Here is a 12,125-nt window from a genome sequence, read left to right on the forward strand (position 1 = left end):
GTCGGGGTGTCATACTCAACGTGAGAGGTGTTGATGGTGATACCACGAGCTTTTTCTTCTGGTGCGTTATCGATCTGGTCGAAAGCACGAGCAGCACCGCCGTAGGTTTTAGCCAGTACGGTAGTGATTGCAGCAGTCAGGGTAGTTTTACCATGGTCAACGTGGCCGATAGTACCAACGTTGACGTGCGGTTTTGTACGTTCAAATTTTTCTTTAGACACGGCTATATTCCTTACTATAGTGCTCTCCCCTTCGGAGAGAGCACGGGACTTAGGTTTTAATCCTGTGGATTACTTACCACGGGCTTCGATAACGGCCTGAGCAACGTTGTTCGGCGCATCATCATACTTCAGGAATTCCATAGTGTATGATGCACGACCTTTGGTCAGAGAACGCAGCTGAGTTGCATATCCGAACATTTCAGACAGCGGAACTTCAGCGTGGATCTTAACGCCAGTTACTTCGGATTCCTGACCACGCAGCATACCGCGACGACGGCTCAAGTCACCGATAACGTCACCGGTGTTCTCTTCCGGAGTTTCTACTTCAACCTTCATGATTGGCTCAAGCAGAACTGGTTTTGCTTTCTTAAAGCCTTCTTTAAAGGCAATAGACGCAGCCAGTTTAAACGCCAGTTCAGAGGAGTCAACGTCGTGGTAAGAACCGAAGTGCAGACGAACACCCATGTCTACAACCGGGTAACCAGCCAGAGGACCAGCTTTCAGCTGCTCCTGGATACCTTTATCAACGGCAGGGATGTATTCGCCAGGAATTACACCACCTTTGATGTCGTTGATGAACTCGTAACCTTTAGGGTTAGAGCCCGGCTCCAGTGGGTACATGTCGATCACAACGTGACCGTACTGACCGCGACCACCAGACTGCTTAGCGTGTTTACCTTCAACATCGGTAACTTTCGCGCGAATCGCTTCGCGGTAAGCAACCTGAGGTTTACCCACGTTCGCTTCAACGTTGAATTCACGCTTCATACGGTCAACGATGATGTCCAGGTGCAGTTCACCCATACCAGCGATGATGGTCTGGTTAGATTCTTCATCAGTCCATACGCGGAATGATGGGTCTTCTTTCGCCAGACGGCCCAGAGCCAGACCCATTTTTTCCTGGTCAGCTTTGGTTTTTGGTTCAACCGCGATGGAGATTACCGGCTCAGGGAATTCCATACGCTCCAGAATGATCGGGTGATCCGGGTCACACAGGGTGTCACCAGTAGTCACGTCTTTCAGACCGATAGCAGCAGCGATGTCGCCCGCACGAACTTCTTTGATCTCTTCACGTTTGTTAGCGTGCATCTGTACGATACGGCCAAAACGTTCACGCGCCGATTTCACGGAGTTCAGGATGGTGTCACCGGAGTTAACCACACCAGAGTAAACGCGGAAGAAGGTCAGGTTACCCACGAATGGGTCGGTAGCAATTTTGAACGCCAGCGCAGAGAACGGCTCGTCATCACTTGCGTGACGCTCAGCCGGAGTATCTTTACCGTCGTCCAGGATGCCGTTGATCGCAGGAACGTCAACCGGGGATGGCAGGTAGTCAACTACCGCATCCAGCATTGCCTGAACACCTTTGTTCTTGAACGCAGAACCACAGGTTACCAGGATGATTTCGTTGTTCAGAACACGCTGACGCAGAGCAGATTTGATCTCTTGCTCAGTCAGTTCTTCACCACCCAGGTATTTCTCCATCAGCTCTTCAGAAGCTTCTGCTGCGGATTCGATCAGGTTCTGGTGCCATTCGTCAGCCAGGTCCTGCATCTCTGCCGGGATATCTTCGTATTCGAAGGTAACGCCCGCATCTGCTTCGTTCCAGTTGATGGCTTTCATTTTCACCAGGTCGATAACACCGGTGAAGCCTTCTTCAGCACCAATTGCCAGCTGAAGCGGAACAGGGTTCGCGCCCAGACGGGTTTTGATCTGGCCAACAACTTTCAGGAAGTTAGCACCCATACGGTCCATTTTGTTAACGAACGCGATGCGTGGAACTTTATATTTGTTAGCCTGACGCCATACGGTTTCAGACTGTGGCTGAACACCACCAACTGCGCAATAAACCATTACCGCGCCGTCAAGAACACGCATGGAACGTTCTACTTCGATGGTGAAGTCAACGTGCCCTGGGGTGTCGATGATGTTTACGCGATGCGGTTCGTACTGCTTAGCCATACCTGACCAGAAAGCAGTAGTCGCTGCGGAGGTGATAGTAATACCACGCTCCTGCTCCTGTTCCATCCAGTCCATGGTGGCTGCGCCGTCATGAACTTCACCGATTTTATGGTTTACACCGGTGTAGAACAGAATACGTTCGGTAGTAGTGGTTTTACCGGCGTCGATGTGCGCACTGATACCGATGTTACGGTAGCGTGCGATGGGTGTTGTACGAGCCATTTGATTCCTCGTTTATATCTTTAGGCGTTCAGTTAAGTTACCCAGAGCGGGCGGCTTCTCTGAAGCGCCCGCCTGGTGACTACGACTCCGAAGGGATTACCAACGGTAGTGTGCGAACGCCTTGTTGGCTTCTGCCATACGGTGAACGTCTTCACGTTTCTTAACTGCAGTACCTTTGTTTTCTGCAGCATCAGAAAGTTCGTTCGCCAGACGCAGAGCCATGGATTTATCACCGCGTTTACGAGCAGCTTCAACGATCCAACGCATTGCCAGAGCATTACGACGAACCGGACGAACTTCAACTGGAACCTGATAAGTAGAACCACCAACGCGGCGAGACTTAACTTCTACAGTCGGGCGCACGTTGTCGAGAGCGACTTCGAAAGCTTCCAGTTCATTTTTACCAGAACGCTGAGCCAGGGTCTCCAGCGCGCTGTATACGATTGCTTCTGCAGTAGATTTTTTACCATCTACCATCAGGATATTTACAAATTTTGCCAGCAGTTCTGATCCGAATTTCGGATCTGGAAGAATTTTACGCTGACCAATGACGCGACGACGTGGCATGGGATTACTCCGTTGTTAATTCAGGATTGTCCAAAACTCTACGAGTTTAGTTTGACATTAAGATAAATCAGTTTGGCCTTACTTAACGGAGAACCATTAAGCCTTAGGACGCTTCACGCCGTACTTGGAGCGAGCCTGCTTACGGTCTTTAACACCTGAGCAGTCCAGCGCACCACGAACGGTGTGGTAACGAACACCCGGAAGGTCTTTAACACGACCGCCACGGATCAGGATCACGGAGTGCTCCTGAAGGTTGTGACCTTCACCACCGATGTAGGAAGTCACTTCGAAACCGTTAGTCAAACGCACACGGCATACTTTACGCAGTGCGGAGTTTGGTTTTTTAGGAGTGGTGGTATATACACGAGTACATACGCCACGTTTCTGCGGGCAGGCTTCCAGCGCAGGCACGTTGCTTTTTGCAACTTTGCGTGCACGTGGTTTGCGTACCAGCTGGTTAACTGTTGCCATTAAATAGCTCCTGGTTTTAGCTTTTGCTTCGTAAACACGTAATAAAACGACCTCATACAATATGAGGACGCGAAATTTTAGGGCTACGTCGAAAAGGTGTCAAGAAATATACAACGATCTCAAATCACCAGTTCATTTGACTGGCGTGCGTCACAGTAAGATTGACGAAATCAGTATAGCCAACCACGTCAATTTTGGCTGAAATTTGACCAGAAAGACCCCGCGCATCCAGATCCTCTTTAAGCGCAGAGACTGTTATGGGGGCATTAGCGAGGATTTCAACAAAACGGCTGCCATCAAGCGCCGCGAGCACGCCATCCTGAATCAGCAGCAGATCATCGCCTTCGCGCAGCATGCTCAGTAACGTGTCGATATCGCATTGCCACGGTGAACGGCTCAGGGTATGGAGCATGACAGCCTCAGAAAGTCAGAACGGTATCGTAGTGAGAAAGTTGTTCGCGCAGCGCAGAAGATGTCAGGATCGTCACGTCCAGCACGAACGGTATTTTCTCATTTAACCCACGAGCGGCCAGCGAGTCGGCGCACACATAGAAGGTTTCAATGTCATAGAGCGGCAGAACTTTAAAGGTCGCAATGTAGTCGCGCGCAAGAATAGCCTGCGGTTGTTGGCCTGCCAGAAGCTGGAATACGCCATCGCCTAAAAAGAAGACGCCAATATCTTCGGTTAAAGCCGAGGTCGCGAGCAATGCATCCAGCCCTTCCCGGCCTGAAGCGCTGCCATGGGGGGCAGAAGTAAAAACAAACGCTACGCGCTTCATCAAAATTGCACCACTCTGTCGCAGGTCAACGCCGCCTGTGCTAATGCGCCTAATCCGCTGAGCGAAAAGCCCGGTTGCAGGTTAGCCCCTGCCAGACCAAGGCGTTCGGCTTCAGTCGCATCCGTCACGCCGCGACGCAGTGCCGCCGCGACGCAGATATGCAGGTCGACGCCCTGCGTTTCGTTTAATTTTTGCCAGGCGCGCACAAGGTCAAACTCATCGCTCGCCGGGGACGTAAACTGGTTCGCGTTATAGACCCCTTCACGATAGAAGAAGACGCTTGCCAGTTCATGACCGGCATCAAGCAGCGCATGGGCAAACTGTAGCGCGCTGCTGGCCTGCTGGGTACCGTACGCCGGGCCCGTCACCATTAACGCAAAACGCATTACTTGTCTTGCCCCAGGAAGTCGCCGCTTTTGAACTGGCGAATATAGAGGTAAACCGTGTGTTTGGAGATATTCAGGCGATCGGCCACCTGGTTGATGGCATCTTTGATATCAAAAATCCCTTTCTCATAGAGGTTCAGGACGATCTGACGATTCTTGGCGTTGTTGGATACGTTGCGATCGGCATTCACCTCTTCAATGGTGAACTCCAGCGTCTGTGTCACGAGATCCTCAACAGAAGAGGCAAAGTTCACCGATGAGCCCACGTCCGGCGTTTCTGGCGGAATGAAAGTGCTCATGATTTGCGAGAATGGCACATCAAGGTTCATGTTGATGCACAGCAGACCGATCACCCGGTGTTCGCGGTTTCGAATCGCGATAGTTTCTGATTTCATCAGCACGCCGCTTTTGGCGCGGGTGAAATAGCATTTTGAGACGCTGCTGTCCGCGCCGGTCATGTCATGCAACATACGCAATGCAAGGTCGGTGATTGGCGAACCAATTTTACGGCCAGTGTGCTCACCATTCGCAATGCGGATAGCGGAACACTTAAGATCTTGCAGGGAATGCAATACGATTTCGCAGTGGGAACCAATGAGCATCGCTAACCCGTCCACTACCGCTTCGTAGGATTTCAGAATATCGAAGTCGGTCTGGTCAAATGGACGTTGATCCAGCAAATCAAGTTCACTGGTTTCGTTGGTTAAAAGCGACCTGGACATGAAAAAAACACTCCTTTTCAGGAGCCTGTCGTTAGGTTTTCAGGGCAGGCTCATTATCTACACGGACAACTAAATTAATACAGCGTGTATAACGCTTTCCAGTGTTAATTATATCTGCCCCACAATAAAAAAACCGCCGCCTGTAAAGGCGGCGGTTTTTTTCAGCATTACTTCTTAGCTGCTGCGGCTTTGTCGTCAGCCGGTGCGTCTGTTTTCGCATCCGCTTTCGGCGCCGGTTTGATGTCCAGCAGTTCTACATCAAATACCAGCGTAGAGTTAGCCGGGATACCCGGAACGCCGGTTTTGCCGTAAGCCAGATCCGGTGGGATGACCAGCTTGATTTTACCGCCTTTCTTGATGTTCTTCAGGCCTTCGGTCCAGCCCGGGATCACACCGTCCAGACGGAAGGAGAGAGGCTCACCGCGAGTATAAGAATTATCGAATTCTTTACCGTCGATCAGCGTACCTTTGTAGTTAACTACAACGGTGTCGCTGTCTTTAGGCGCGTCGCCGGTACCTTCTTTCTCAACTTTATAGATCAGGCCAGTAGAAGACGTTTTAACGCCTTTCTCTTTAGCGAACTTATCGCGGTAGGCTTTGCCTTTCGCTTCGTTATCTTTAGCGTCTGCTTCCATCTTGGTCTGAGCGGCGCCTTTCACGCGCGCTTCAAACGCTTGCAGAGTCTGCTCGATTTCCTGGTCAGACAGTTTGCTCTTGTCTGCGAACGCATCCTGAACCCCTGCGATCAGCTGGTTTTTGTCCAGTTTGATGCCCAGTTTCTCTTGTTCTTTCAGAGAGTTTTCCATGTAACGGCCCAGAGACGCGCCAAGTGCGTAGGCGGATTTCTGGTCGTCATTCTTGAATGCCGCTTTGCTGTCTGTAGTCGCAGCAGGCTTCGCAGCAGTATCAGCAGCGAAAGACAGCGGCGCATTGAGCGCTACAGCCATAGTGGTCGCCAGCAGCGTAACTTTAAACAGTGATTTCATCCATATCTCCAGGACCTGAGGTCTCTCACCCCAGTGTTAAACGTAAATGAGTGACGTACTATAAAACGTTGTGGAAGAAATCTACAGACAGACTCCCCCGAATGTCGCTTCTTTTCAGACTATTTTTGTTTAAATAAGTTTCTTGTCAGGGAGATGGATACTGTACTTAAGGAAAAAGTCAGATAAACTTCGCCGCCGCTGGTCCATTATGGCGCATGAGAGATAAACGAGGTGAATGATGAAGGATACAACGATCGAAGCGAGACTGGCTGAGCTGGAAAGCCGCCTGGCTTTTCAGGACATCACCATCGAAGAACTGAACCAGACCGTGACGGCTCATGAGCTTGAAATGGCAAAAATGCGCGATTTGATGCGACTTCTCACTGAAAAAGTGAAGGCAACGCAGTCGTCGCACATCGCCTCTCAGGCTGAAGAGACGCCACCACCTCATTATTGAGGCGTAAAAAAAGCGGGATTATCCCGCTTTTTTATTTTCCGCAGTACGGAATCAGTGGCAGCCGCAGCCGCCGTTACCGCAACCACCTTTACCGTGGCCGTGGTCATGACCATGATCGTGGCCGTGACCACCGCAGCAGCCGTCGTGGCCGTGATCGTGGTCATGGTCGTGACCGTGCGCACCATGAACGTGGCCATGAGCCAGCTCTTCTTCGGTCGCTTCACGGATAGCAACAACTTCTACGTTGAACTTCAGGTTCTGACCAGCCAGCATGTGGTTGCCGTCAACCACAACGTGGTCGTCTTCAACTTCTGTGATTTCAACCGGAACCGGACCCTGGTCAGTTTCAGCCAGGAAGCGCATGCCAACCTGCAACTCGTCAACGCCCATGAACACGTCTTTAGGAACGCGCTGAACCAGGTTGTCATCATACTGACCGTAAGCGTCGTTCGCGCCGACAGCAACGTCGAATTTGTCGCCAACTTCATGACCTTCCAGCGCCGTTTCCAGGCCGGAAATCAGGGAACCGTGACCATGCAGGTAGTCCAGCGGCGCACTCACCGGAGACTCATCAACCAACACACCGTCTTCTGTACGTACCTGATAGGCCAGGCTGACCACCAGGTCTTTTGCTACTTTCATGATATCTCCTGAGCGTGGGAAAATTGCTGGCGCAGATTGTAGCGGAATTCTGCACCCGTGTACCCTTAAGCTTAAAAAAACTCAGAGCATATCGCTAGTCTGGATGAAAAATGCCGATCACTTGCTCTTCTTTGCGAACGTGATCGCGGGCTTCTTTGTCGGCCTCACGCATCTGGTGACCGCACTTAACACATTCAACAATATCGATATTATTCTCCCGCCACATGGCCAGCGTATCTTGCGCCTGGCAAGACGGGCATTTTGCGCCCGCGATAAAGCGTTTACGTAAAGCCATCTTTCGTTACCCTTTATTCAAATTCATCCCAGCCGTCGAGCTGGCGTCGTTCCTGTTGCATCTCACGCTGGAAGATCTCCTCCAGTTCGCGACGCGCTTCCCGCACGCGGGAGATCTGCGCCGTGTCGCTGTGCACGGGCATCAGTTCACGCAGCATTCGCATATCCAGCCGGCGGAAATGCATCTGGGCGCGTTGCGCCTGGTGAGGATGCATACCCAGCGAAACCAGCGCCTTGCGCCCCAGCTCCAGCGCGCTGGAGAAGGTTTCGCGGGAGAAGTGTTTCACACCCGCCTGCAAAAGTTCGTGAGCCTCAACACGTCCGCGCGCACGCGCCAGAATATGCAGATGCGGGAAATGCTGCTGGCACAGCTCCACCAGCTTCATTGTGTCTTCCGGATCGTTACAGGTGATGACGATGGACTCCGCAGCCTCTGCGCCCGCCGAGCGCAACAGCTCAAGCTGCGTCGCATCCCCGTAGTACACCTTATAACCATATTTGCGCATCAGGTTGACGGCGCTGATATCGCGCTCCAGCACCGTAATGCGCATTTTATTTGCCATCAACAGGCGACCAATCACCTGTCCGAAACGGCCAAAGCCCACGACGATCACCTGCGGTTTATCATCTTCCACCCACGGCGCTTCGTCTTCATCGTCTGCGGGATTCAGGCGGCGCGACAGCAGTTTGTCCACCAGCTTCATCAGCAGCGGCGTGGTCATCATCGACAGCGTGACCGTCACCAGTAGCAGCGCCATCTGGTCATCTTTGAACAGTTTCTGAGACGACGCAGTGGAAAACAGCACAAACGCAAACTCTCCGCCCTGACTTAACACGCTGGAAAACTGCATCCTTTCCGAGCTGCGCAGCCCGTAAATCCGCGCGAGGAGATACAGCACCAGCGTTTTGACCGCCACCAGCACGGCGACACTCGCAATAACCCACAGCAGATGGGTATAGAGCACGCCAAGATTAAGCGCCATACCCACCGAGATAAAGAACAGCCCTAACAGCAGCCCCTTAAACGGATCGATGGCGGTCTCCAGCTCGTGGCGGTACTCGCTTTCCGCAAGCAGCACCCCGGCGATAAACGTCCCGAGCGCCATCGACAACCCCAGCGCATCCATAAACAGCGCTGAACCAAGCACCAGCAGCAGCGTTGCGGCGGTGAAGACCTCGCGTACGCCGGATGCCGCAATAAACCGGAACACTGGACGCAGTAAAAACCGTCCGCCGATCAGCATCCCCGCGAAGGCCAGCACCTTCATGGAGATCTTCATCCAGTCGAAATGATCGTCTCCGGAGCCTGCCAGCAGCGGCACCAGCGCCAGCGCCGGGATCACCGCTAAATCCTGGAACAGCAGCACCGAAAAGCCCAGTTGCCCCGCCTCGTTGCGGTTCATCCCTTTGTCGCGCATCAGCTGAAGCGCCATCGCCGTCGACGACATTGCAAGACCGATCCCGCCAATCACCGCGGCCTGCCAGGAAAACTGCGTCAGCATCAGCAGGCCCGCCAGAATGGCGGCGCTGAGCAACACCTGCGCCGCCCCGACGCCAAAAATAGATTGCCGCAGTTGCCACAGCTTGGACGGATTAAGCTCAAGCCCGATGATAAACATCAGGAACACCACGCCCAGTTCAGAGAAGTGGAGAATTTCATCCACATCGCTGATAAACCCAAGCCCCCAGGGACCAATGGCTATCCCCGCCAGCAAATAGCCCAGCACCGCGCCAATGCCGAGACGCGCGGCAAGGGGGACCGCGACGACGGCGGCAAACAAAAACAGCACCCCGGCGAGGAGTAAATTCGAACCGTCCATTAGCGTCCTCCCGCCGGAATCGGTGACGCCAGCCATTCGCCATAGGCCCTGGCATGGCTCGCCAGCGCTTTCGGATCCTGCCGCCGTGCCCAGTAGATAATAATCGGGCTCATCCAGTGCATACGGCACATCGCCGCCGTCAGCTCAAACGGCCGCAGAATGTCGCTCATGGGGTAACGGTTCAGCCCGTCGTGACGGTAAGCGCTTTCCGGCTCACCGGTGGTGATGACACTCCGCCAGTACTTTCCCGCCAGCTGGTTGCCCCCCACCCCGCTGGAAAAGCCCCGGCTCAGCACGCGGTCCAGCCACTCTTTCAGCAGCGCCGGACAGCTATAGGTATAAAGCGGATGCTGGAACACAATCACGTCGTGCTGACGCAGCAGTTCCTGCTCGTAAGGAATATCAATAAAGAAATCGGGATAGTGCGCGTAGAGATCGTGCACCGTTACGTTACTGAGCTGTGTGGCCGGCTTAAGCAGCACCCGGTTTGCCACCGAGTCCTGTGATTCCGGATGGGCATACAGCAGCAGCACTTTCGCTGTCTGAGACATCACTCCCCTCCCGGTTCTGTTTTTGTGTATTGTTGTCGTTTTGGGCTACCATGGCGGCCCGGTGGGGAAATTGGCCCACACCTTACATTATCATAATGACAAATTAACATAGTCGGAACATACGGCGCTTCTATGATTGTTTTCTCCTCGTTACAAATTCGTCGCGGCGTGCGCGTCCTGCTGGATAACGCGACTGCTACCATCAACCCGGGCCAGAAAGTGGGGCTGGTCGGCAAAAACGGCTGCGGTAAATCCACCCTGCTGGCACTGCTGAAAAACGAGATAAGCGCGGATGGCGGGAACTTTACCTTCCCGGGCAACTGGCAGCTCGCCTGGGTAAACCAGGAGACCCCCGCGCTGAGCGAACCGGCGCTCGACTATGTTATCGACGGCGACCGTGAATACCGCAAGCTCGAAGCGGAGCTCAACGCCGCCAACGAGCGCAACGACGGCCACGCCATCGCCACCGTCCACGGCAAGCTGGACGCCATCGACGCCTGGACCATTCGCTCCCGCGCCTCCAGCCTGCTGCACGGCCTGGGCTTCAGCAACGAACAGCTTGAACGCCCGGTGAGCGATTTCTCGGGTGGCTGGCGTATGCGCCTTAACCTGGCGCAGGCGCTGATCTGCCGCTCTGACCTCCTGCTGCTCGATGAACCGACCAACCACCTCGATCTCGATGCGGTTATTTGGCTGGAGAAGTGGCTCAAGAGCTATCAGGGCACTCTGATTCTGATCTCCCACGACCGCGACTTCCTCGACCCGGTGGTGGATAAAATCATTCATATCGAACAGCAAAGCCTGTTCGAGTACACCGGCAACTACAGCTCTTTCGAGCGCCAGCGCGCGACGCGCCTCGCCCAGCAGCAGGCGATGTATGAAAGCCAGCAGCAGCGCGTGGCGCACTTGCAAAGCTTTGTGGATCGCTTCAAGGCCAAGGCGTCAAAAGCCAAGCAGGCGCAGAGCCGCGTCAAAATGCTGGAACGCATGGAGATGATCGCCCCCGCGCACGTGGATAACCCGTTCCACTTCAGCTTCCGCGAGCCGGAGAGCCTGCCGAACCCGCTGCTGAAGATGGAAAAAGTGAGCGCGGGCTATGGCGATCGCATTATTCTCGACTCTATCAAGCTCAACCTGGTGCCGGGTTCACGCATCGGTCTGCTGGGGCGTAACGGCGCCGGTAAATCGACGCTGATCAAGCTGCTGGCGGGCGAGCTTAACCCGGTCAGCGGCGAAATCGGGCTGGCGAAGGGCATCAAGCTTGGCTACTTCGCCCAGCATCAGCTGGAATTTTTACGCGCCGATGAATCGCCGATCCAGCACCTGGCGCGCCTGGCGCCGCAGGAGATGGAGCAGAAGCTGCGCGACTACCTCGGCGGCTTTGGCTTCCAGGGCGATAAGGTGACTGAAAATACAGCGCGTTTCTCCGGCGGCGAAAAAGCGCGTCTGGTGCTGGCGCTGATCGTCTGGCAGCGTCCAAACCTGCTGCTGCTCGATGAACCGACCAACCACCTCGATCTCGACATGCGTCAGGCGCTGACCGAAGCGCTGATCGAGTTCGAAGGGGCGCTGGTTGTCGTTTCGCACGATCGCCACCTGATCCGCTCCACCACCGACGATCTCTATCTGGTTCACGGCGGCAAAGTGGAACCGTTCGACGGCGACCTGGAAGATTACCAGCAGTGGCTGACGGACGTGCAGAAGCAGGAAAACCAGCCGGAAGAGTCAGCGAAAGACAACGCCAACAGCGCCCAGGCGCGTAAAGACCAGAAGCGCCGTGAAGCGGAACTGCGCACCCAGACTCAGCCGCTGCGTAAAGAGATTACCCGTCTCGAAAAAGAGATGGAAAAGCTTAACGCCACGCTTGCCGCCGTCGAAGAGAAGCTGGGCGACAGCGAACTGTACGATCAGAGCCGCAAAGCGGAGCTGACGGACTGTCTGCAAACGCAGGCGAAAACCAAATCCAGTCTCGAAGAGTGCGAAATGGCATGGCTGGACGCGCAGGAACAGCTGGAAGCGATGCTGCAAGCCGACTAACACGCCGG

15 protein-coding genes are annotated in these 12,125 nt (G+C 54.0%); 2 read left to right on the plus strand and 13 right to left on the minus strand.

Translation table 11 applies throughout. The features are described 5' to 3' along the window. The 9 genes from IM282_RS08475 to fkpA form a co-directional block, all read right to left on the minus strand. The coding region (locus IM282_RS08475; RefSeq protein ID WP_000031665.1) for a GTP-binding protein at nucleotides 1-221 on the minus strand (221 nt) is incomplete at its 3' end. 69 nt (nucleotides 222-290) lie between these two features. Beyond that, complete coding sequence (gene fusA, locus IM282_RS08480; protein WP_022649591.1) at nucleotides 291-2,405, minus strand: elongation factor G; 2,115 nt, start codon at nucleotides 2,403-2,405, stop codon at nucleotides 291-293. Between the two features lie 96 nt (nucleotides 2,406-2,501). Continuing rightward, nucleotides 2,502-2,972 carry a 30S ribosomal protein S7 gene (rpsG, locus tag IM282_RS08485; protein WP_003861706.1) on the minus strand — a complete coding sequence of 157 codons (471 nt, stop codon included), beginning with the start codon at nucleotides 2,970-2,972 and terminating at the stop codon, nucleotides 2,502-2,504. A 96-nt stretch (nucleotides 2,973-3,068) separates the two neighbouring features. Next, on the minus strand, nucleotides 3,069-3,443 hold the full coding sequence (rpsL, locus tag IM282_RS08490; protein ID WP_000246815.1) for a 30S ribosomal protein S12: 375 nt from the start codon (nucleotides 3,441-3,443) through the stop codon (nucleotides 3,069-3,071). Between the two features lie 124 nt (nucleotides 3,444-3,567). Next, nucleotides 3,568-3,855 (minus strand): sulfurtransferase complex subunit TusB, encoded by a 288-nt coding sequence (tusB, locus tag IM282_RS08495; RefSeq protein ID WP_022649592.1) that lies wholly within the window; start codon nucleotides 3,853-3,855, stop codon nucleotides 3,568-3,570. 7 nt (nucleotides 3,856-3,862) lie between these two features. Further along, nucleotides 3,863-4,222 (minus strand): sulfurtransferase complex subunit TusC, encoded by a 360-nt coding sequence (tusC, locus tag IM282_RS08500; RefSeq protein WP_023298759.1) that lies wholly within the window; start codon nucleotides 4,220-4,222, stop codon nucleotides 3,863-3,865. Beyond that, a complete protein-coding gene (gene tusD / locus IM282_RS08505; RefSeq protein WP_003861699.1) occupies nucleotides 4,222-4,608 on the minus strand; it encodes a sulfurtransferase complex subunit TusD in 387 nt (128 codons plus the stop codon). The genes tusC and tusD overlap by 1 nt, the downstream gene beginning before the upstream one ends. Next, a complete protein-coding gene (locus IM282_RS08510) occupies nucleotides 4,608-5,330 on the minus strand; it encodes a transcriptional regulator (protein WP_003861697.1) in 723 nt (240 codons plus the stop codon). The genes tusD and IM282_RS08510 overlap by 1 nt, the downstream gene beginning before the upstream one ends. A 167-nt stretch (nucleotides 5,331-5,497) precedes the next feature. Beyond that, nucleotides 5,498-6,316 (minus strand): FKBP-type peptidyl-prolyl cis-trans isomerase, encoded by an 819-nt coding sequence (gene fkpA, locus IM282_RS08515; RefSeq protein WP_003861695.1) that lies wholly within the window; start codon nucleotides 6,314-6,316, stop codon nucleotides 5,498-5,500. Between the two features lie 238 nt (nucleotides 6,317-6,554). On the opposite strand from fkpA, the gene IM282_RS08520 reads away from it, so the two are divergent. Further along, entirely contained in the window at nucleotides 6,555-6,773 is a 219-nt protein-coding gene (locus tag IM282_RS08520) for a protein SlyX (RefSeq protein ID WP_023298761.1), read from the plus strand. A gap of 51 nt (nucleotides 6,774-6,824) precedes the next feature. Here the strand turns inward: IM282_RS08520 and slyD are convergent, their stop codons facing one another. The 4 genes from slyD to kefG all read right to left on the minus strand — a co-directional run bounded on the left by slyD (nucleotide 6,825) and on the right by kefG (nucleotide 10,080). Continuing rightward, on the minus strand, nucleotides 6,825-7,415 hold the full coding sequence (gene slyD / locus IM282_RS08525) for a peptidylprolyl isomerase (RefSeq protein WP_003861691.1): 591 nt from the start codon (nucleotides 7,413-7,415) through the stop codon (nucleotides 6,825-6,827). A 94-nt stretch (nucleotides 7,416-7,509) separates the two neighbouring features. Continuing rightward, nucleotides 7,510-7,710 carry a YheV family putative zinc ribbon protein gene (locus IM282_RS08530; protein WP_022649597.1) on the minus strand — a complete coding sequence of 67 codons (201 nt, stop codon included), beginning with the start codon at nucleotides 7,708-7,710 and terminating at the stop codon, nucleotides 7,510-7,512. Nucleotides 7,711-7,723: 13 nt separating this feature from the next. Further along, nucleotides 7,724-9,529: a glutathione-regulated potassium-efflux system protein KefB gene (kefB, locus tag IM282_RS08535; RefSeq protein ID WP_003861688.1), complete on the minus strand. Its 1,806-nt coding sequence runs from the start codon at nucleotides 9,527-9,529 to the stop codon at nucleotides 7,724-7,726. Continuing rightward, nucleotides 9,529-10,080 (minus strand): glutathione-regulated potassium-efflux system ancillary protein KefG, encoded by a 552-nt coding sequence (gene kefG / locus IM282_RS08540; protein WP_003861686.1) that lies wholly within the window; start codon nucleotides 10,078-10,080, stop codon nucleotides 9,529-9,531. Before kefG ends, kefB begins: the two co-directional genes overlap by 1 nt. Before the next feature lie 132 nt (nucleotides 10,081-10,212). Between kefG and IM282_RS08545 the strand changes: the two genes are divergently transcribed. Further along, a complete protein-coding gene (locus tag IM282_RS08545) occupies nucleotides 10,213-12,117 on the plus strand; it encodes an ABC transporter ATP-binding protein (RefSeq protein ID WP_023298762.1) in 1,905 nt (634 codons plus the stop codon). Nucleotides 12,118-12,125 lie beyond the last annotated feature (8 nt).

Origin of the sequence: Enterobacter cloacae complex sp. P29RS (assembly GCF_014893445.1) — a bacterium.
In the GTDB taxonomy this organism is placed as follows: domain Bacteria; phylum Pseudomonadota; class Gammaproteobacteria; order Enterobacterales; family Enterobacteriaceae; genus Enterobacter; species Enterobacter intestinihominis.